The sequence below is a fragment of the Actinophytocola sp. genome (assembly GCF_036402745.1).
In the GTDB taxonomy this organism is placed as follows: Bacteria; Actinomycetota; Actinomycetes; order Mycobacteriales; family Pseudonocardiaceae; genus Actinophytocola.
The window spans coordinates 1-20,122 of record NZ_DASWSJ010000152.1; the positions used below are offsets into that span (position 1 = coordinate 1).

Annotated in this window: 17 protein-coding genes; 10 read left to right on the forward strand and 7 right to left on the reverse strand. The window is 71.4% G+C overall.

Going from position 1 to position 20,122, the window contains the following annotated elements; all coding sequences use genetic code 11:
- Positions 1 to 311: 311 nt before the first annotated feature.
- Together VGD70_RS14930 and VGD70_RS14935 are read right to left on the reverse strand one after the other, a co-directional pair.
- Positions 312 to 911 (reverse strand): DUF3515 domain-containing protein, encoded by a 600-nt coding sequence (locus tag VGD70_RS14930; RefSeq protein WP_331082045.1) that lies wholly within the window; start codon positions 909 to 911, stop codon positions 312 to 314.
- A 19-nt stretch (positions 912 to 930) separates the two neighbouring features.
- Entirely contained in the window at positions 931 to 1,164 is a 234-nt protein-coding gene (locus tag VGD70_RS14935; RefSeq protein WP_075135135.1) for an Lrp/AsnC ligand binding domain-containing protein, read from the reverse strand.
- Positions 1,165 to 1,267: 103 nt separating this feature from the next.
- Between VGD70_RS14935 and VGD70_RS14940 the strand changes: the two genes are divergently transcribed.
- From VGD70_RS14940 to VGD70_RS14960, 5 genes are read left to right on the forward strand one after another with little or no spacing between them, the layout of a single operon-like run.
- Positions 1,268 to 2,245 carry a thiamine-phosphate kinase gene (locus VGD70_RS14940; RefSeq protein ID WP_331082046.1) on the forward strand — a complete coding sequence of 326 codons (978 nt, stop codon included), beginning with the start codon at positions 1,268 to 1,270 and terminating at the stop codon, positions 2,243 to 2,245.
- Positions 2,246 to 2,268: 23 nt separating this feature from the next.
- Entirely contained in the window at positions 2,269 to 2,775 is a 507-nt protein-coding gene (locus VGD70_RS14945; RefSeq protein ID WP_331082047.1) for a GNAT family N-acetyltransferase, read from the forward strand.
- Entirely contained in the window at positions 2,757 to 3,290 is a 534-nt protein-coding gene (locus tag VGD70_RS14950; RefSeq protein ID WP_331082048.1) for a gamma carbonic anhydrase family protein, read from the forward strand. Before VGD70_RS14945 ends, VGD70_RS14950 begins: the two co-directional genes overlap by 19 nt.
- Before the next feature lie 37 nt (positions 3,291 to 3,327).
- A complete protein-coding gene (locus tag VGD70_RS14955) occupies positions 3,328 to 4,005 on the forward strand; it encodes a uracil-DNA glycosylase (RefSeq protein WP_331082049.1) in 678 nt (225 codons plus the stop codon).
- Positions 4,006 to 4,039: 34 nt separating this feature from the next.
- Positions 4,040 to 4,447, forward strand: coding sequence for a PPOX class F420-dependent oxidoreductase (locus tag VGD70_RS14960; RefSeq protein ID WP_331082050.1), 408 nt, complete (start codon positions 4,040 to 4,042; stop codon positions 4,445 to 4,447).
- Positions 4,448 to 4,536: 89 nt separating this feature from the next.
- On the opposite strand, the gene rpmB is transcribed toward VGD70_RS14960, so the two are convergent.
- A complete protein-coding gene (gene rpmB, locus VGD70_RS14965; protein ID WP_331082060.1) occupies positions 4,537 to 4,728 on the reverse strand; it encodes a 50S ribosomal protein L28 in 192 nt (63 codons plus the stop codon).
- 196 nt (positions 4,729 to 4,924) lie between these two features.
- Between rpmB and VGD70_RS14970 the strand changes: the two genes are divergently transcribed.
- Complete coding sequence (locus VGD70_RS14970) at positions 4,925 to 6,571, forward strand: DAK2 domain-containing protein (RefSeq protein ID WP_331082051.1); 1,647 nt, start codon at positions 4,925 to 4,927, stop codon at positions 6,569 to 6,571.
- Positions 6,572 to 6,783: 212 nt separating this feature from the next.
- Here the strand turns inward: VGD70_RS14970 and VGD70_RS14975 are convergent, their stop codons facing one another.
- Complete coding sequence (locus VGD70_RS14975) at positions 6,784 to 7,320, reverse strand: DinB family protein (protein WP_331082052.1); 537 nt, start codon at positions 7,318 to 7,320, stop codon at positions 6,784 to 6,786.
- Positions 7,321 to 7,413: 93 nt separating this feature from the next.
- Between VGD70_RS14975 and recG the strand changes: the two genes are divergently transcribed.
- Positions 7,414 to 9,594 (forward strand): ATP-dependent DNA helicase RecG, encoded by a 2,181-nt coding sequence (gene recG, locus VGD70_RS14980; RefSeq protein WP_331082053.1) that lies wholly within the window; start codon positions 7,414 to 7,416, stop codon positions 9,592 to 9,594.
- Between the two features lie 87 nt (positions 9,595 to 9,681).
- On the opposite strand, the gene VGD70_RS14985 is transcribed toward recG, so the two are convergent.
- Positions 9,682 to 11,319 (reverse strand): hypothetical protein, encoded by a 1,638-nt coding sequence (locus tag VGD70_RS14985; protein ID WP_331082054.1) that lies wholly within the window; start codon positions 11,317 to 11,319, stop codon positions 9,682 to 9,684.
- A gap of 111 nt (positions 11,320 to 11,430) precedes the next feature.
- On the reverse strand, positions 11,431 to 13,617 hold the full coding sequence (locus VGD70_RS14990; protein WP_331082055.1) for an MMPL family transporter: 2,187 nt from the start codon (positions 13,615 to 13,617) through the stop codon (positions 11,431 to 11,433).
- A gap of 201 nt (positions 13,618 to 13,818) precedes the next feature.
- Between VGD70_RS14990 and VGD70_RS14995 the strand changes: the two genes are divergently transcribed.
- A complete protein-coding gene (locus tag VGD70_RS14995; RefSeq protein ID WP_331082056.1) occupies positions 13,819 to 14,943 on the forward strand; it encodes a S8 family peptidase in 1,125 nt (374 codons plus the stop codon).
- Positions 14,944 to 15,090: 147 nt separating this feature from the next.
- Entirely contained in the window at positions 15,091 to 18,465 is a 3,375-nt protein-coding gene (locus VGD70_RS15000; protein ID WP_331082057.1) for a pyruvate carboxylase, read from the forward strand.
- Here the strand turns inward: VGD70_RS15000 and VGD70_RS15005 are convergent.
- Positions 18,413 to 19,444: an aldehyde reductase gene (locus VGD70_RS15005; RefSeq protein ID WP_331082058.1), complete on the reverse strand. Its 1,032-nt coding sequence runs from the start codon at positions 19,442 to 19,444 to the stop codon at positions 18,413 to 18,415. The genes VGD70_RS15000 and VGD70_RS15005 overlap by 53 nt on opposite strands.
- A gap of 86 nt (positions 19,445 to 19,530) precedes the next feature.
- Here VGD70_RS15005 and VGD70_RS15010 point away from each other — a divergent pair.
- Positions 19,531 to 20,122: TetR/AcrR family transcriptional regulator (locus tag VGD70_RS15010; RefSeq protein ID WP_331082059.1), on the forward strand; the 592-nt coding region annotated here is incomplete at its 3' end.

Genomic DNA, 20,122 nt, shown 5'->3' on the forward strand with positions numbered 1-20,122 from the left:
CGGCACCGGCGGGCCGGACGCGGCCTCCGGCCAGGCGGCCGTCGTGTCCGGTGTGGACGAACGGGGTGCGCGGGTGCTGATGTTCGGCACCGAGCCGATGTTCCGCGCGCATCCGAAGGGCCTGTTCGCGCAGGTGGCCAACGGCATCTTCTGGAGTGCCACGCGCTAGTCCGCCTCCCCGGGATTTAAAAGTGTGCGTTGCGTTCCGGCGAATGGTGCGGGTGTCGGGGTGGGTGGTGGCTGGGTGCCGTCACGGTCCCCTGAGGTTCCGGTGGTCGGCGCAGGACTTCACCCGATGATCTAGACAGGCCTTAACCCGAGGTCGCCACCGGCCGTGCCGGGAGCACGCGGGCCACCGCGGCGGAGACGTCCTGCAGTGGGCCGGTTCCGGTGCCGGCCGGCATGGTGAGCGCGAGGTAGACGCCGCGGTCGACGACGTACCAGGTGCTGGACCCGGACCCCTCGACCACGAGCCACTCGACCTTCGACACCTCGCGCAGCGCCGAGGTGGGAGTCAGCTCGGCCGGCCGGCGCAGGCCGCAGCGCAGCACCACCGGGTCGCCGCGGTCAGTGCCCCATGCGAGCGCCGCGGGCGGGGCGGGGTCGGCGATCGGCAGGCGCCGCAGCGTGTCCTCGCTGTCGGGCAGTTCGTTCGGCAGCGCGGAGAGCAGCTGGGTGCACGCGGCCGACCTCGCGGCTGGGGCGTCCACGCCGACCAGCGCGACAGGGCCGGTGCGCGACGGGGGAGTGGTCGTCGAGGAGGTGGTCGTCGGTGGGCCGGCGGCCGGGTCGTCGGCCGAGCCGAGTACGAGGCTCACCACCACGACGCCGACCGCGAGCAGGGTGACGAGTCCTGCCGCGAGCCCGATGGCGGTGGGGGACAGGTGTTCCGGTGACTTCTCCTGGGACACGCGCCAAGTGGAGCACGCGTCAAAGATGGACCACCGGGCAGGTCAGGGTTCGGGTGATGCCGTCCACGTTCTGGATGCGGGCCACCACGAGCTGGCCGAGGAGGTCGACGTTCTCCGCCTCGGCGCGCACGATCACGTCGTAGGGGCCCGTGACATCCTCGGCGGTCGTGACGCCGGCGATCTCCGCGATCTTGGCGGCGACCGCTGCCGCCTGGCCGACCTCGGTTTGGATCAGGATGTATGCGTGGACCACGGCGCGCCCCTTCGTGTCGAGCAGCCCTCAAGAGGTAGGAACGTGAGCAGCAAAAGGTACCGCAGTTCTCGATCGTTTGGGGATCCGACTATCGGAGGTGGTCATGGACGGTAACCGTGGCGCTTCGGCGCACGACCGTCCGGAGACGGTCGGAGACATCGGCGAGTTCGGCCTGATCGGCCGGGTGACCGCGGGCCGGACGCAGCCGGCGACGACGTTGCTCGGGCCCGGTGACGACGCCGCGGTGGTGGCCGCGGCGGACGGCCGGGTGGTCGCCAGCACCGACGTGCTGGTCGAGGGTGTGCACTTCCGAATGGACTGGTCCACGCCGGAACACGTTGGGCAGAAAGCGATCGCGGTCAACATGGCCGACATCGCCGCGATGGGCGCGGTGCCGACCGGGTTGCTCGTCGGGCTCGCGTGTCCGAAGACGACCGATGCCGCCGTGGCCGAGGGCCTCGCGGCCGGGATGTGGAAGGAAGCCGTCCGCGCCGGCGCTGGCCTCGTCGGCGGCGACGTGGTCAGTGCCGACCAGATCGTGATCTCCGTCACCGCGCTGGGTGACCTGCAGGGCCGCGCGCCGGTGACCCGCGGTGGCGCGATGCCCGGTGACGTCGTCGCGGTGGCCGGCCGGCTCGGCTGGGCGGCGGCCGGGCTCGCCGTGCTGGGCCGCGGTTTCCGGTCGCCGGTCACCGTCGTCGGCGCCTACCGGGTGCCCGACCCGCCGTACGCGGCCGGCCCGGAGGCGGCGCTCGCGGGCGCCACCGCGATGATCGACATCTCCGACGGGCTGCTCGCCGACCTCGGGCACATCGTCGAGGAGTCCAATGTGGCCATCGACGTGCGGACCGACCTGGTGCAGGTGCATCAGCGGCTCGTCGAGGTGGCGTCGGCGCTCGGCGCGGACGCGCGGCACTGGGTGCTCACCGGTGGCGAGGATCACGCGTTGGCCGCGACCTTCCCCGAACCGGCCGGGGTGCCCGAGGGCTGGGTCACCATCGGCACGGTGACCAGGGGAAGTGCGGTCACCGTCGACGGGAAGCCGTACGAGCAACCGGCGGGCTGGCAGCACTGGCGGTGAGCGGCGTGGGTCAGAATCGCTTCGTGCGGATCGACATCGTTGCCTATGACCATCCCGACGCCGCGGCGCTCATCGCCGAGGTGCAGCAGGAGTACGTGGTTCGCTACGGCGAGGAGGACCTGACCCCGGTCGACCCGGCGCAGTTCGCGCCGCCCAACGGGTTGTTCCTCGTCGCCTACCTCGACGGCGCCCCGATGGCGTGCGGCGGCTGGCGTGTCCACGGCGACGGAGAGGCGGAGCTGAAGCGGATGTACGTCAGCCTCGCCGCCCGCGGCCGGGGGCTCGCCAGGGCCGTGCTGGCCGAGCTCGAGCGCACCGCCGCCGAGGCCGGGAACCGCCGGATGGTCCTGGAGACCGGGCTGATGCAGCCGGAGGCGATCGCGTTGTACACGTCCTCGGGCTACGTCGAGGTGCCGCGCTTCGGCTTCTACGCGGAGGCGCCGGAGGCCGTGCACCTCGGCAAGCTCATCGGTGTCGGATCGGAGCTCGGTGTCGGATCGGAGGAGCCGTCGTGCCCATCTATGCCCTAGGCGACCTCGAGCCCACGATCCACCCGGACGCCTGGGTGCACCCGGACGCGACGGTGATCGGCAACGTGCACCTGGCGGCGTTCGCGTCGGTGTGGCCGCAGGCCGTGCTGCGCGGCGACTCGGGCGGCATCTGGATCGGCGAGCGGACCAACGTCCAGGACGGCACGGTCGTCCACTGCACCGACTACCACCCGACCCGAATCGACGCCGACTCCGCGGTCGGGCACAACGCGCACATCGAGGGCGCGACGATCGGTACGGGGTGCCTGATCGCGTCGGGTTCGGTGCTGCTCAACGGTTCCGTCGTCGAGGACGGTGCGGTGCTCGGCGCCGGCGCGGTGATGTCGTTCGGCGGTCACCTGCCCGCGCGACGGATGGCGCTGGGCGTACCGGCCCGGGTGCGCGAGGGTTACGAGGTGTCCGGGGACATGGTGTCCGGCATCGTCTCGAACTACGTCGCGCGGATAGCCGTGTACCGGGCAGGCCTGCGCCGGCTTGACCGAGGAACGCGCTAGGGTCGCTGCACCGAGCGACGCGATCCAGGAGATTCCCGTGAGCGCACGACCGTTGTCCGAGATCGTCGAGGCCGGCTGGGCGGAGGCGCTCGCCCCCGTAGCCGACCGAGTCACCGCGATGGGCGAGTTCCTCCGCGCGGAGATCGCCGCCGGACGCAAGTACCTGCCGGCGGGTGACCATGTGCTGCGGGCGTTCCAGCAGCCGTTCGCCGATGTCCGGGTGCTGATCGTGGGCCAGGACCCGTATCCCACCCCCGGGCACCCCGTCGGCCTGTGCTTCTCGGTGGCCCCGGACGTCCGCCCGTTGCCCAAGAGCCTGGTGAACATCTATACGGAGTACGGCGAAGACCTCGGCCACCCGCAACCGACGAACGGCGACCTGTCCCGCTGGACCGAGAACGGCGTGCTGTTGCTCAACAGGGCACTCACGGTCGAGCCGGGCAAGTCGAACTCGCACCAGGGCAAGGGCTGGGAAGAGGTCACCGAGCAGGCGATCCGAGCCCTGGCCGCCCGCGGTGGTCCGCTCGTGGCCATCCTCTGGGGCCGCAACGCCCGGAACCTGAGGCCCCTGCTGGACCCGGTGCCCTGCATCGAGTCGGCGCACCCGAGCCCGCTGTCCGCGAGGAGCGGTTTCTTCGGTTCCAAGCCGTTCAGCAGGGCGAACCAGCTGTTGGAGCAGCAGGGCGCCCAGCCGATCGACTGGAAGCTGCCTTGACCTCTACCAACCTGTAGGTCGCACCATGGGCGACATGACACTGACACTGACACAGGCCGAGATCGAGTATCTGTCCTCGCAGCCGCTGGGCCGCCTGGCGACGGTGGCGCCGGACGGATCCCCCCAGGTCAACCCGGTCGGCTTCCGCTACGACGCCGAGCGAGGCGTGATCGACATCGGCGGCCGCGACCTCGGGAAGAGCAAGAAGTACCGCAACGTGGCCGCGGGAAGCCGAGCGGCCCTGGTGGTGGACGACCTGGTTTCCCGCCAGCCCTGGCAGGTTCGCGGCGTGGAGATCCGCGGCGACGCGGAGGCGCTGGACAACCAGGACCCCCAGCGGCCGGGCCTTTCCGGCGAGCTGATCCGCATCCACCCGAAGCGAGTGATCAGCTGGGGCATAGAGCCAGGAGCCGAGGGCATGAGAGCAAGAGACCTCGAGTAGCGCCGGGATCCCCGGCGACGCGAAGCGAGCAGCAAAGCGAACAGACCCCAGCAAACGCCAGGGTCTGTTCGGATTCGGTCTGTGGGGACTCAGCCGCGAGTGACCTTGCCCGCCTTCAGGCAGGAGGTACACACGTTCAGCCGCTTGCGCTGCGAAATGCCGATCTTCGCGTGCACGGTCTGAATGTTCGGGTTCCACCGGCGGTTGGTGCGCCGGTGCGAGTGCGAGACCGACTTGCCGAAGCCTGGCCCCTTGCCACAGACGTCGCAGACGGCAGCCACGTCAGGCACTCCTTTCTCCACGATTTGCATCGCACGGAAACCGACCGGATACGGTCGGCAAGCCACTACTGCGGGCATGAACGCCGCGCAGACCAACCCAGGGTAACGGCTCGCGGCCGAGGCATTCAAACCGGCCCACTAGTCTCCGCATGTCGATGCCATCAGGCGAGGCTACGGACCGTTTGCGGGAGGCTGGATGCTGCGGGCGCTGGATGCCGCACACGTGCGGCGCTGGGCGGTGGCCTGCGTGCAGTCGCTGGACGCGCACCGTGAGTCCATCGACCGGATCAACGTCTTTCCCGTGCCGGACAGCGACACCGGGACCAACCTGCTCCACACCATGCGCGCGGCCCTCGACGCGTTGCTGCGCGCTCCCGCGCCCGCCCGCACCGACGCCGGGGCGGCGCTGACCGCGCTGGCCAGGGGCGCGTTGACCGGGGCGCGCGGCAACTCCGGCGTCATCGCCTCCCAGTTCCTCCGCGGCGCGGCCGACGCGCTCCAGCAGGTGAGCACGATCACGGGGACCGGCCTGCGCGCGGCGCTCGCCGGCGCTGCCGAGCGGGCCGGGGCGGCACTGGCCGACCCGGTGCCCGGCACGATGATCAGCGTTCTGTCCGCCGCCGCGGCCGCCGCGGACGCGGAGCCGTCCGACGAGCTGGCCGACGTGGTCGCGGCCGCCACCGCCGGCGCCGCGGCCGCGCTCGAGGAGACACCGCGCCAGCTCGCCGTGCTGGCCGAGGCCGGGGTGGTCGACGCGGGCGGGCGGGGCGTGGTCGTGATGCTGGACGCGCTCGTCGCCGTGGTCACCGAGCAGCCGGCCGCACTCGCCGCCGCGCAGCGGGCCAGCCGGGAGCGGGTCGTCGCGGCGCACTACACGTACACCGCACGCGAGTCGGGCTCGGACGAGTTCGCCTACGAGGTCATGTACCTCCTCGAGAATGTGGCGCACGACGGCGACCCGATCAGCCGGCTCCGCGACACGCTGGTCGGCCTCGGCGACTGCGTGTCGGTGGTCGGTGACGGTGCCGGGTTGTGGACCGTGCACGTGCACTGCAACGACATCGGCGCGGCCATCGAGGTGGGCGTCGAGACCGGCCGGCCGCACCAGATCAGGGTGGCCCGCTTCGCCGACGCCCCCTCCGCCGAGGCGTCCCGCTTCGTGAAGGATCGGGCGGTCGTCGTGCCCGCCCGCAGTACCGAGCTGGCCGACCTGCTGATCAGCGAGGGCGTCACGGTCGTGCGGGTCGACGGCCCGGACACCGAGACTGCCTATCGGCTGCTGGAGGTCATCACCGGCACCGGCGCCTCGCACGTGAGCGTGCTGCCCGCCGACGCCGGTCTGATGGAGGTGGCCGACGAGGCATCGATCCGGGCGGTGGCCGCCGGCCAGGACGTGGTGGTGGTGCCGTGCGCGTCGCCGGTGCAGGTGCTGGCCGCCGTGGCCGTGCACGATCCCCGGCGCCGAGCAGCCGACGACGTGGTCGCGATGGCCGAGGCAGCTGCGGCCACCCGGCGGGGGGAGGTGGTCGTGTCGACGGAGGCTGCCATCACGTGGATCGGCGCCTGTGCGGCTGGGGATGTGCTCGGCATGGCGGACGGTGAGGTCGTGCTGATCGAGCCCGGGCCGGCCGATGTCGCGGCGCTCGATCGGGCTGCTTGTGGGGTTGTGGAGCGGATGTTGGGGATGGGCGGGGAGTTGGTCACCGCTCTGTTGGGGGCTGGGGCGCCCGATGAGCTGGCCGGGGAGCTGACCGACTACTTGCGGCGAGAGCATCCGGAGACCGAACTGGTCGTCTACCACGGTGGCCAGCCCGACGCCGTCCTCATCCTGGGCGTCGAATAGGTTCGGTCGCCTCGGCTGCGCCCGCCTTCGCGCACCAACCAGCCCAGCCTCTTCAGGAACAAGCCTCAGAAGCCGCCGTCTGGAGCCGGTTTCAGTCGCTGTTCGCTTCTATTAGAGCCAACCACCCTCGCCAACGGCACATCGAGGCTCGAAGTGGCCCGTCCACAACGAAAACCCCAACCCGCGCTCCGAAACCGGCCGCCCGCGGTCACCTACCACCCCACCTGCCCATCAATCCGCTCCCGTAAGAGATCGGCATGCCCGTTGTGCCGCGCATACTCCGCGATCAGCCGCAACAACACCCACCGCAACGAGAACCGCTCCCCGGTCGACCGCCGAACCCCCGTCGCCTCCAGCGACTCCGCCGCCGCCACGATCTCCCGCGACCGGGCACACTCCCGCCGCCACCCGGCGAGGGCCTCCTCGAACGACCCGTCGAGCGAGTCGAAGTCCTGGTCCGGGTCGTCGTCGGAGTAATAGAGCAGCTCCACGTCCTCGCCCGCGAACTGGATGTGGAGCCACCAGCGCTCGACTCCTGCCAGGTGGCGGACCAGGCCGTGCAGGGACAGGCCGGACGGCGGCACCGGGCGGGTGGAGTGCTTCGGGTCGGGCACGTCCGCGCACTTCAGCGCCAGGGTCTGGCGCTGGAAATCCAGATACGCGCCGAGCATCGTGCGCTCGTCGGCCTCCAGGGGCGGGTCGGCGCGGTTCGGGCTCACCAGCTTGGTGTCGGGGAGGGGGGTGGTCATGGGGAGAGCGTGGCAGGGGGGTCCGACAGTTTTTGGCGCCTTGCCGGGGACGGTTCGACGGACTGTCGGGGGGCCGCGACATAATCGCAGGCAATGGTCTCCATGGACGACAAGCTCGAGCTGGCGGTGGGCGCCAAGACGGCCAAGGCGCTGTCCGGCGCCCTGGAGCTGCACACCGTCGGCGACCTCGTGCACTACTACCCCCGCCGCTACGCCGAACGCGGCCAGCTCACCGACATCGCGGGCCTCGAGCTCGGCGAGCACGCCACCGTCATGGCGCGCGTCAAGTCGGTCAACGAGCGCCGGATGCGGGAGCGCCGCGGCTGGATCCTCGAGGTCGTCCTCACCGACGGCACGCGCACGCTGGACTGCAAGTTCTTCAACCAGCGCCACCACGCCGCCAAGCTCAAACCAGGGGTCAGCGCGCTGTTCGCCGGCAAGGTCTCGATCTACCGCAACAAGCTCCAGCTCACCAACCCCGACTACCACCCGGTGGACGAGGAGACCGAGGACGAGGCCATCGACGACTTCATCGGCCTCATCCCCGTCTACCCGGCCACCGCCAAGGTCCAGTCCTGGCAGCTCGCCAAGTGCGTGCGCCAGACGCTGGGCATGCTCGACCCCGTCGAGGACCCGCTGCCCGAGAGGCTCCGCACGCGGCACAGCTACGTCAGCTACGACGAGGCGATCCGCGCCATCCACCTCGCCAAGGACTGGCCCGGCGTCCAGGTGGCGAAGGAACGGCTGAAGTGGGGCGAGGCGCTCGCGGTCCAGCTCGCTCTGGCCCAGCGGCGGCACGCGGCGGTCGCGCGGCCGGCGCCGGTGTGTGCGCGCAAGGCCGACGGCCTGGGTGCGGACTTCGACCAGCGGCTGCCGTTCACGCTCACCGCGGGGCAGCAGGAGGTCGGCGAGGCGATCGCGGTGGACCTCGGCAAGGAGCATCCGATGAACCGGCTGCTGCAGGGCGAGGTCGGCAGCGGCAAGACGATCGTCGCGCTGCGGGCCATGCTGCAGGTGGTCGACGCGGGACGACAAGCGGCCTTGCTCGCGCCCACCGAGGTGCTCGCCGCCCAGCACGCCCGCTCGCTGGCGGCCATGCTCGGCGACCTGGCGCAGGCGGGGCAGCTGGGCGGCGCCGAGCACGCCACGCGGATCGCGCTGCTCACCGGGTCGCTGTCGGCCGCACAGCGGAAACAGGCCATGCTCGACGTCGTCAGCGGCGCGGCCGGCATCGTCGTCGGCACGCACGCGCTCATCCAGGACAAGGTCGAGTTCGCCGACCTGGGCCTCATGGTGGTCGACGAGCAGCACCGGTTCGGCGTCGAGCAGCGCGACGCGCTGCGCACGCGGGCGGGGGAGAACAAGAGCCCGCACGTGCTGGTCATGACCGCCACCCCCATCCCGCGCACGGTGGCCATGACCGTCTACGGCGACCTCGAGACATCCTCCCTGCGGGAGCTGCCGGCGGGGCGCTCGCCCATCAGCACCGCGGTGGTGCCGGTGGCCGAGAAGCCCGCGTGGCTCGACCGGGCGTGGCAGCGGGTCCGCGAGGAGGTCGCGGCCGGCCACCAGGCCTACATCGTGTGCCCGCGGATCGGCGAGCAGCAGTCGGCCGACGAGGACGTCAACGAGGCCCTCGAGTCCGATTCGGACGGTCGCAGGCCGCCGCTCGCGGTGCTGGACGTCGCCGAGGAGCTGGCCGCGGGTCCGTTGTCGGGGCTGCGGCTGGCCATCCTGCACGGCCGGTTGCCGACGGAGGAGAAGGACGCGGTGATGCGGTCCTTCGCCGGCGGCGAGCTCGACGTGCTCGTGGCCACCACGGTGGTCGAGGTCGGTGTGGACGTTCCCAACGCGACGGCCATGGTCATCATGGACGCCGACCGCTTCGGCGTCAGCCAGCTCCACCAGCTGCGCGGCCGGGTCGGCCGGGGGAGCGCGGCCGGGGTCTGCCTGCTGGTCACCGAGTCACCGGCGGGCACGGCCACCCGCGACCGGCTGGACGCGGTGGCGTCTACTTTGGACGGATTCGAGCTGGCCCGGGTCGACCTCGAGATGCGCCGCGAGGGCGACATCCTCGGCGCCTCGCAGTCGGGCAAGCAGTCGGCGCTCAAGCTGCTGTCCCTGCTGCGGGACGAGGACCTCATCGCCGAGGCGCGCGCCGAGGCCCAGGCGCTCATCGCCTATGCGCCCGATCTGGCCGATTTCCCGGGCCTGGCCCAGATGGTGGCCAACCTGGTCAACGACTCCCGGGCGGAGTACCTGGAAAAGGTCTGAGATCGCGCCGGGACAACACAGTCGCGGACCGGAAACAGCGAACGGCGCCTCCGCCACCGGGACGAAGGCGCCGTTCGGACGTAGTGGTTACTTGGTGCCGTTGACGGGCGTCTTGACCTGGTTGCCCTGCGGCTTCGGCTGAGGCTGACCCTGCGGCTGGGGCTGCGGCTGCGTGGCGGGCTGCGTGACCGGTGGGTGGTTCGCCACCGTCCTGTCCGCCGACTTGTCCACACCCTCGCCGCCCATGGCCTTCGCGAAGTGGCGCCGTGCCTCGCCGAGGATGGCGTAGGTGGCACTCACCTGCTCGGACACCCGGCGCTCGAACTCGTCCGCACGGCGCGTCCGGTCCTGGGCCTCGGCAAGCCGCTGCTCCGCGTCCTCGATGATCTTGGCGGCGCGGATCTTGGCGTTGGCCTGCTGCTCGGTCAGCTCCTTCTCGATGCGACCGCGACGCTCGGCGATCTCCTTGTCGCTCGCCTGGCTGCGGGCCTCGGCGTCGGCCACCGTCTTGTCGGCCTGCTGCTGAGCCATGTGCTCCAGGTCGGCGATGTGCTTCTCGATCGCCGTGCGCTTCTCGCCCAGGGTCCGGTCGGACTCGTCGGCGCGCCGCTTGGCGTCCTCGATGATCTTCGCCACCTGCTGCTGGGCCGCAGCCTGGCGCTGGGCCAGGGCCTGCTCCGCCTCGTTGCGCTCGGCCGCGACCGCCTCGCGGATCTTGGCGGCCTCGCGCTCGGCGTCGCCGACGATCTTGCCGGCCCTGTCCTTCGCGAGGGAGGCCCGCTCGGCCAGCTCCCGCTCCAGCTCGCCGCGCTGCGCCTGCAGCGCGACCTCGGCCTCCTCGGCGATCGAGGCCCGCTTGTCGGCGGCCTTCGCGTCGAGAAGCTCACGCTGCTTGGCGGCCTCGGCGTCGCGCTGCTCGCGGCGCTGCCGGGCGGCCGCGTCGAGCTGGCCGATCCGCTCCTCGTTGGCCTTGGCCGCGCGCTCGACCTCGGCGCGCGCCCCGGCCAGCAGCTGGTCGTGCTCGGCGATCTGCCGCGCCTTCAGACCCTCGTACTCGGTCTCGAGCGCGGCGTGGTTCTTGGCGTACTCGGCCTCGAGGGCCTTGCGACGCTGGGCCAGCTCGGCGGTGGTCGCCTCGTGCTTGGCCTTCTGCTCCTTGGAGTAGTTCTGCACCTCGGCGCGCACGCCGGCGGCGTACTCGTCGGCCGCGCTCTTGGTGGAGACGACGTAGTTGTCCGCGTTGGACCGGATCTCCGCGGCGTGCTCGTCGGCCTCGTTGCGTGTGCCGCCGGCATACTTGTCGGCGTTCTCTCTCGTCTTGGACGCGTGTGCGTCGGCCTTGGCGCGCGTCGAGTGGCTGTACTCGTCGGCGTCGGCCCGGGTCGTGCGGTCGTAGTTCTCCGCGTCTCTCTTGAACTCCGCGATCTCCTCTTCGGCCAGCTGCCACATCAGTCGCTGACGCTCGGACATCGCCTCGTTGCTGGTGGGGTTCGAGGTGATGCGGTTGAGCTGGGCTTTCGCGTCGATCAGCTGCTGTTGGGCACTGCCCAACGCCTTGGTCAGCTCGGCAACCTTCGCGACGGCCTCGTCGCGAGACTTCTGGACGTGTCCGAGATCGAACGTCAGTCGGGTGACGCGCTCGTTGACCTGGCGCTGGTTGTAGCCGCGGAGAACGGTGTCGAAACGGGGGACTCGGCTGTTTGCATCGGAATCACCAGCGGGCATTGCCACACTTTAGATGGTCCCCTCACGGGGTGACTCAGGCAGGAGGGTGATAAGAGCGACGAAGGCCATCCCACCGTCGATGAACGGTGAGACGGCCTTCGGTCGCACTGGTCACCGCACCGGCTGGGCGAGCCTCTCGGTCGGGTGATCATCAATTCGGGTATCGGCGTCACGGCGAATTCGCCCCGGCCACCAGTTGGCCCGGCCGAGCAGCGCCATCAGCGAGGGCAGCACCAGTACCCGGACGACCATCGCGTCGAGGAAGACCGCGACCGCCAGCCCCACGCCCATCTGCTTCATCTCGTTCATGCTCAGCGTCGCGAAGATCGCGAACACCGACACCATCACGATCGCCGCGCTGGTGACCACGCCGGCCGACCGGCTGATGCCGTGCCCGACCGCCTCCTTCGCCGGCATGCCACGGCGGGCGGCCTCGCGGATCCGGCTGACCACGAACACGTGGTAGTCCATGGACAGTCCGAACAGGACGGCGAACAGGAACAGCGGGATCCACGCAACGATCGCACCGTTGGAGTGGAAGTTCAGCATCCCCTCGGCCCACGTCCGCTGGAACACGAGCACGAGCGTGCCGAACGCGGCCGCCGCGGAGAGCATGTTGAGCAGCAGCGCGGTGAGCGCGATCGCGAGCGAGCGGAAGGTCACCAACATGATCAGGAACGTCAGCAGCAGGACGAACCCGATGACGATCGGCATCTTGTCGGACAGGTTGCGGGTGTAGTCGACGTCCGACGCGATGGATCCGCCCACCGCGTGCTGGGCACCGGACACGGTCCCGACCGTCCCGGGTACCAGCTCGGTGCGCAGCTTCTCCAGCGAGCGGGTCGCGCCCTCGGTGCCCGGCCGTTGCCGGGTCGGCACGTCGAGCAGCAGCACCCGGCCGTCGTCGGAGACCCGGATCGCCGGGTCGGCGACGCTGGCGTAGAGCGGGTCGTCGCGGGTCCGGTCGTACAGCGCGGTCAGCTGGCCGCGGACCTGGTCGGCCTGCCCCGGCTCGGCCCGGACCGCCACCTGGTGGTTGTCGCCCTCGCTCGGGAACGCCGCGGTGAGCCGGTCGTAGGACCGCATCACCGGGATCGTGCGCGGCAGGTCGTCCACGCCGGTCGACTTGAGCTTCAGGTCCAGCGCCGGCCAGGCCAGCGCGCCGAGCGCCACCAGCGTGATGAGCAGCGTCGCCAGCGGGTAGCGCAACGCCGGCCGGAGCAGCTTCGGCCACACCCGCGGCGGCCCGGTGCGGTTGGTCAGCCGCCACAGCAACGGGACCCGCGGCCGGTCCACCCGGCGGCCGAGCTTGGCCAGCAGCGCCGGCAGCACGGTCACCGAGCCGAGCACGGCCACCGCCACCACGAGGATCGAGCCCGTCGCCAGCGAGGAGAACACCGCGTCGCCCGCGAGGTAGAGCCCGGCCATCGAGACGATCACCGCGAAGCCCGACACCACCACGGCGTGACCCGACGTGGCCGCGGCGATCTCGACGGCGCGCACGTGCGGGTTGCCGTTCGCGCGCTCCTCCCGTTCGCGCTTGAGGTAGAACAGCGAGTAGTCGACGCCGACGGCCATGCCCATCAGCAGGATCACGCTCGAGATCGTGTCCACCGACGGCACGAGGTGCGAGGCGAGCGCGGAGAGCCCGAACGCCGCACCGACCGCGGACAGCGCGAGCAGCACCGGCACCCCGGCGGCGATGATCGCGCCGAACGCCACCAGCATGATCAGCAGCGTCACGGGCAGGCTGATGAACTCGGCCTTCGACAGGTCGTTGCTGACCTGGTCGGTGATCCCCTTGCCGATCGACGAGTCGCCGACCTCCTCGACCCGGACGCCCGGGTGGTCCCCCTGAAGCTTCGCGGTCTCGTCGAGCAGCGCCCCCACGCGCTCGTCGGCGGTGTCCGGGTCGCCGGCCATCGTGACCGGCACCAGCAGCGCCTGCTTGTCGTGCGACGTCACCGGGTCGCCGACGTCGGCCACGCCGTCCAGCGCCCCCAGCCGGGTCGCGGCGTCGGCCGCGGCGGCGTCGGCGGCCGCCCGGTCCAGCTGTCCCGACCGGGCCGTGATCAGGACGTTCTCCTTGGCGGGGTCGTCGAAGTTCCCCGAGTTGACGATCTGGGTCGCGCGGGCCGACTCGCCCTGGGCCATGTCCTCGTCGGATGCGGTGTTGGTCCCGGCCCACGAGCCGGCCGTGAAGCACACCGCGACGAACACGACCCACAGGCCGATCGCCCGCCACGGGTGGGTCGCGCTCCACCGAGCAACGCGCACCGTTCCTGGTTGCCTGCTCACCTGTAGTTCCTTTCGTTGCCTGACAACGAATGAATGGTCTCGGCGGCAGGCTCCGGGCACACGGGTGCGCGCCCCCGGAACGGGGGTAGGGCCAGCCCCCAGGGGTGGCAAAGGTCAAACACCATGCAGGTGGTAATTGGTGAACCTTGCTCAGGTCCCGGTTGGCGACTAACGACATCAGGTATGAATGGGAAAAGGCTGATGGCGAAGGTCGGGGTCGCGTTCCTGCTCGGCTCCGTTGCCGCCGCGATTGCGGCGACCCCCACGAGCGCACAACCGGCGAGCTACGCCGACTACATCGTCGTGCTGGACAAGACCACCGGCGTCCAGGCGCGGGCCGCCTCGGTCGGCCAGCGGTTCGGCAGCACGGTCGAGCACACCTACCAAGCCGTGCTGAGCGGCTTCTCCTTACGGTTGAGCGAGGATCAGGCCCGCACCCTCGCGGCCGAGCCCGGCGTGGACTACGTCGTGCGGGACACGCCGGTGCACGCGCTGGGGGTGCAGGTCAACCCGCCGTCCTGGGGGCTGGACCGCATCGACCAGCGGGACCTGCCGCTCGACGGCGTGTACCGGTACCCGAACGAGGCGCCGGACGTGACCGCCTACGTGCTCGACACCGGCGTCAGCGCGCATCCCGACTTCGCCGCCCGGATACGGCCCGGCTACGACTTCATCGGCAACGACACGACACCGACCGACGGCAACGGGCACGGCACGTTCATCGCCGGCATCATCGGCGGCACCTCCTACGGCGTGGCCAAGAAGATCAACATCGTGCCGGTGAAGGTGCTGGCCGACGACGGCAGCGGGTCCACCGCGGGCGTGATCGCCGGGATCGACTGGGTCACCGCGCACGCGGTCAGGCCGGCGGTGGCGAACCTGAGCCTGGGCGGCTCGGCGAACGCGGCGCTGGACGACGCGGTGCGGCGGTCCATCGCCTCCGGGGTGAGCTACGCGGTGGCGGCCGGCGGGTCGAACACCGACGCGAGCACCTTCTCGCCGGCGCGGGTGGCCGAGGCGCTCACCATCGGCGCGAGCACCACGGCCGACTGCCGGCCGTCGAACTCCAACTTCGGCGCGGTGATCGACATGTTCGCGCCCGGCCAGAGCATCACCGGGCCGTGGCTGGGCGGGGGCACCCAGACGATGTCCGGCACGTCGCTGTCCGCGCCGCACGTGGCCGGCGCGGTGGGCATGTACCTGCAGGACCACCCCACGGCGAGCGCCGCGACCGTGTCGGCCGCACTGGTCGCCGCGGCCACCCCGAACCGGCTGTGCAACGTGCCGCCCGGGACGGCGAACCGGCTGCTCTACGTCGGTCCCTGACCGATCAAGCAACGACGCCCGCACCCCCGCCGAGGTGCGGGCGTCGTGCTGTTGAGGTGCCCGTCACGTGGGACTGTCCTCCCGACAAGCGGGATCCAGCGGGTAACGTCGTCAAGACTCGTTGCCGCCGACCGGGAGGTATCCGGGATGTTCCGCAAGGTGCTCGTAGCCAACCGCGGGGAGATCGCCATCCGCGCGTTTCGGGCCGGATACGAGCTCGGCGCCGGCACGGTCGCGGTGTTCCCCCACGAGGACCGCAACTCGCTGCACCGGATGAAGGCCGACGAGGCCTACGAGATCGGCGAGCCCGGCCATCCGGTGCGGGCCTACCTGTCCGTCGAGGAGATCATCAAGGCGGCCCGCAAGGCCGAGGCCGACGCGGTCTACCCCGGTTACGGCTTCCTGTCCGAGAACCCGGAGCTGGCCCGCGCGTGCGAGGAGGCCGGCATCACCTTCGTCGGCCCGTCGACCGAGATCCTCGAGCTCACCGGCAACAAGGCCCGCGCGGTCGCCGCCGCCCGCGAGGCCGGCCTGCCCGTGCTGAGCTCGTCGGCCCCGTCCGCGGACCTCGGCGAGCTGCTCGCGGCCGGCGACGAGCTCGGCTTCCCCCTGTTCGTCAAGGCGGTCGCCGGCGGGGGCGGGCGCGGCATGCGCCGGGTGCTCGAGGCGGGCGCGCTGCGCGAGTCGCTCGAGGCGGCGATGCGCGAGGCCGAGTCCGCGTTCGGCGACCCGACCGTGTTCCTCGAGCAGGCGGTGGTCTCGCCGCGGCACATCGAGGTCCAGGTGCTGGCCGACGCCGCCGGCGAGGTGATCCACCTGTTCGAGCGGGACTGCTCGGTGCAGCGCCGCCACCAGAAGGTCATCGAGATCGCGCCGGCGCCCAACCTCGACCCGTCGCTGCGGGAGCGCATCTGCGCCGACGCCGTGAAGTTCGCCCGGCACATCGGCTACCGCAACGCCGGCACCGTCGAGTTCCTCCTCGACCGGAGCGGCAAGCACGTCTTCATCGAGATGAACCCGCGCATCCAGGTCGAGCACACGGTCACCGAGGAGGTCACCGACGTCGACCTCGTGCAGTCGCAGCTGCGCATCGCGGCCGGCGAGACGCTCGCCGACCTCGGCCTGGCGCAGGAGGAGATCCGGACCCGCGGCGCCGCGCTGCAGTGCCGGATCACCACCGAGGACCCCGCCAACGGCTTCCGCCCGGACACCGGGATCATCAGCGCCTACCGCTCGCCGGGCGGCGCCGGGATCCGGCTCGACGGCGGCACCGCGTTCTCCGGCACGGAGATCAGCGCGCACTTCGACTCGATGCTCGTGAAGCTGTCCTGCCGCGGCCGGGACTTCGAGGCCGCGGTCTCCCGGGCCCGGCGCGCGGTGGCCGAGTTCCGCATCCGCGGCGTCGCGACGAACATCCCGTTCCTGCAAGCGGTCCTGGACGACCCCGACTTCCTCGCGGGCAACGTCACCACGTCGTTCATCGAGGAGCGGCCGCACCTGCTCACCGCGCGGCACTCGGCCGACCGCGGCACCCGGCTGCTCACCTACCTCGTCGACGTCACGGTCAACAAGCCGCACGGCACCCGGCCCGAGGTGATCGACCCGGGGAAGAAGCTGCCGGAGCTGGAGCTCGGCACGCCGCCCGCGGGGTCCAAGCAGAAGCTCGACGAGCTGGGTCCGGAGGGCTTCGCGCGCTGGCTGCGCGAGTCGAAGGCGGTCGGCGTCACCGACACCACCTTCCGCGACGCGCACCAGTCGCTGCTCGCCACCCGGGTCCGGACCAAGGACCTGCTCACCGTCGCGCCCTACGTCGCGCAGACGATGCCCGAGCTGCTGTCGGTGGAGTGCTGGGGCGGCGCGACCTACGACGTGGCGTTGCGGTTCCTCGCCGAGGATCCGTGGGAGCGGCTCGCCGCGCTGCGGACCGCGCTGCCGAACATCTGCCTGCAGATGCTGCTGCGCGGGCGCAACACCGTGGGCTACACGCCGTACCCGACCGAGGTCACCGCCGCGTTCGTCCAGGAGGCGGCGGCCACCGGGGTGGACATCTTCCGGATCTTCGACGCGCTCAACGACGTCGAGCAGATGCGCCCGGCCATCGACGCGGTGCTGGAGACCGGTTCCGCGGTCGCCGAGGTGGCGTTGTGCTACACCGCCGACCTGTCCGACCCGGCCGAGCGACTGTACACACTGGACTACTACCTGAAGCTGGCCGAGCAGATCGTCGGCGCGGGCGCGCAGGTGTTGTGCGTCAAGGACATGGCGGGGCTGCTGCGCCCGCCGGCCGCGCACCGGCTCGTCACCGCGCTGCGCAAGGAGTTCGACCTGCCGGTCCACCTGCACACGCACGACACCGCGGGCGGCCAGCTCGCCACGTACCTCACGGCGATCCAGGCCGGGGTGGACGCCGTCGACGGGGCCACCGCGTCGATGGCCGGCACCACCTCGCAGCCGTCGCTGTCGGCGATCGTCGCGGCGACCGACCACGGCGAGCGGGAGACCGGGCTCGACCTGCAGGCCGTGTGCGACCTCGAGCCGTACTGGGAGATCGTGCGCAAGATCTACGCGCCGTTCGAGGCGGGGCTGCCCGGGCCGAGCGGGCGCGTCTACACCCACGAGATCCCGGGTGGACAGTTGTCGAACCTGCGTACCCAGGCGGCCGCACTGGGCCTGGCCGACCGGTTCGAGCAGATCGAGTCGACGTACGCGGCGGCCGACCGCATGCTGGGCCGGCTGATCAAGGTGACCCCGTCGTCCAAAGTGGTCGGTGACCTCGCGCTGCACCTCGTCGGCGCCGGTGTGGACCCGAAGGAGTTCGAGGCCGACCCGGGCAGGTTCGACGTGCCGGGCTCGGTGATCGGCTTCCTGCGCGGCGACCTCGGCGACCCGGCGGGCGGGTGGCCGGAGCCGTTCCGCAGCAAGGCGTTGAAGGGCCGCGGCGAGCCGAAGCCGGCCGCGTCGCTGTCCGAAGAGGACCTGACGGGTCTCGCCGAGGACCGCCGGGCGACGCTGAACCGGTTGCTGTTCCCCGAGCCGGCCCGCGAGTTCCAGGCGCACCGCGAGCAGTTCGGCGACACGAGCGTGTTGCAGAGCAAGGACTTCTTCTACGGGTTGCAGCCGCGGACCGAGTACCCGGTGGACCTGGAGAAGGGTGTGCGGCTGCTGATCGAGCTGGAGGCGATCGGGGAGGCCGACGAGCGCGGGATGCGCAATGTCATGGCCAACCTCAACGGCCAGCTGCGGACCATCCAGGTGCGCGACCGGTCGGTGGCCACCGACCTGCCGGTGGCCGAGCGGGCCGACCGCTCGAACCCGGGCCACGTGGCGGCGCCGTTCGCCGGTGTGGTCACCCTGGCCGTCGCCGAGGGCGACAAGGTCGAGGCGGGCGACACGGTGGCGACGATCGAGGCCATGAAGATGGAGGCGTCGATCACCGCCTCGAAGGCCGGTACCGTCGAGCGCCTGGCGATCAGCTCCGTGGCTCAGGTTGAGGGCGGCGACCTGCTGATGGTGCTGGGCTGACCTTGGGCCTGCTGGCGAGCCCGTGCGCCAGCAGGCTTTCCGCGGTGTCCACGAGGGAGTCGCGGACCGGGCGTTGGCGCCAGCCCAGGTCCCGGACGGCCTTCTCGGCGGTGACGTTCTCCGGGCGGTTGGCGAACTCCAGGCCGATGCGCATCGTGCGGTCGAACCGGGCGAGTGTCCACATCAGCCAGTACGGCAGCCGGCCGGTCGGGACCCGGTGGCCGCGCGGGTTGAACTCCTCGGCGAGGATCGCCGCCATCTCGGGGAACCACACGTTCTCGCCGGCGAGAACGTAGCGGTTGCCGGCCGCACCGGGCGTTTCGAGCGCGAGGCGGTGGGCGGTGGCCACGTCGCGCACGTCCACCGTGGCGAAGCCCAGGTTCGGCACGGCCGGCATCTCCCGGTTGAGCAGCCGCCCGATGACCGCCACGCTGGTGGCCGCCGACGGGTGCTGGATCGGGCCGAGGACCATGCCCGGGTTGAGCGCTACCAGCTCGAGCGACGGGTGTTCCTCGGCGAAGCGCCAGGCCGCCCGCTCGGCCAGCGTCTTGCTCCTCGGGTACGCCGATGACTTGTCCACATCGGACCAGTCGGCCTCGGTCCGCACGCGGTCGTCGCCGCGGGGGCGGCCGGCGGTGATCGCGGCGATCGACGAGGTCAGGACCACCCGGCGGACCCCGGCGCCGGCCGCCGCCCGCAGCACCCGCAGCGTGCCGTCCACCGCCGGGCCGGTCAGCTCGCGCTCGTCGCGCGGCGGGCCGGCGGGGAAGGGCGACGCGACATGCAGGACCGCGTCGCAGCCAGCGACCGCCTCGACCCAGCCACGGTCGTCGGTCAGGTCGGCCTCGACCTGCTCGATCCTGCTGTCGGGTCGCCGGGTGCGCACGGTTCCGCGCACGGTGTACCCGTGCGAGAGCAACTCGTCGACGCAATGGCCCGCGACGAACCCGGACGCGCCGGTGACTAGCACTCTCGCCATGACCAGGACTCCAATCTAATCAGTGTTCAGTATCTAAACACTGTATAGTCGGCCTCGTGACGGCTGTCAACGACTACGCTCGGCGAATGCCCGAAGCCGCGCGGAAACGCCGCAGCTACCACCATGGAGCGCTGCGCGAGGAGCTGCTCGAGGCGTGCGTGCGGCTGATCGAGAGCGAGGGCATCGGCGCGGTGAGCCTGCGCCGGGTCGCGCGCGAGGCCGGCGTGAGCCCGGGCGCGCCGTACCACCACTTCACCGACCGGGGCGCGCTGCTGGCGGCGATCTCGGTGCGCGGGTTCGAGCAGCTGGCCGAGGACCTGACGGCCGCGCGGGCCACCGGCGGCGAGGTGCTGGTCGCGCTCGTCGAGGCGTACATCGGCTTCGCCCGGCGGCACAAGGGCTACTTCCAGCTGATGTTCCGCCCCGAGCTGTCCCAGCCGGAGAAGCACCCCGACGCACGCGTCGCGGGGGACGCGGCGTTCGGCGTGCTCACCGACGCGGTCGCCGGCTGCGGAGTGTCCGATCCGGACGGTCTGGCGGTGTCGTTGTGGGCCTTCGCGCACGGCCTCGCGTCGCTGACGCTCGACGGCCAGCTCGACCACCGCGGCGAGCAGTGGAACACGACGGCCGACGACCTGATCGCCCGCGCCGTGCGGCTGCTGGACTCCTTCGTGGACT

What these genes read in the sequence shown, in the direction of transcription:
- VGD70_RS14995 (WP_331082056.1), top strand. Translation starts at nt 13,819, where the DNA reads ATGGCGAAGGTCGGGGTCGCGTTCCTGCTCGGCTCCGTTGCCGCCGCG.
- VGD70_RS15000 (WP_331082057.1), top strand. Translation starts at nt 15,091, where the DNA reads ATGTTCCGCAAGGTGCTCGTAGCCAACCGCGGGGAGATCGCCATCCGC.
- VGD70_RS14940 (WP_331082046.1), top strand. Translation starts at nt 1,268, where the DNA reads ATGGACGGTAACCGTGGCGCTTCGGCGCACGACCGTCCGGAGACGGTC.
- VGD70_RS14975 (WP_331082052.1), bottom strand. Translation starts at nt 7,320, where the DNA reads ATGACCACCCCCCTCCCCGACACCAAGCTGGTGAGCCCGAACCGCGCC.
- recG (WP_331082053.1), top strand. Translation starts at nt 7,414, where the DNA reads ATGGTCTCCATGGACGACAAGCTCGAGCTGGCGGTGGGCGCCAAGACG.
- VGD70_RS14970 (WP_331082051.1), top strand. Translation starts at nt 4,925, where the DNA reads ATGCTGCGGGCGCTGGATGCCGCACACGTGCGGCGCTGGGCGGTGGCC.
- VGD70_RS15005 (WP_331082058.1), bottom strand. Translation starts at nt 19,444, where the DNA reads ATGGCGAGAGTGCTAGTCACCGGCGCGTCCGGGTTCGTCGCGGGCCAT.
- VGD70_RS14960 (WP_331082050.1), top strand. Translation starts at nt 4,040, where the DNA reads ATGACACTGACACTGACACAGGCCGAGATCGAGTATCTGTCCTCGCAG.
- VGD70_RS14985 (WP_331082054.1), bottom strand. Translation starts at nt 11,319, where the DNA reads ATGCCCGCTGGTGATTCCGATGCAAACAGCCGAGTCCCCCGTTTCGAC.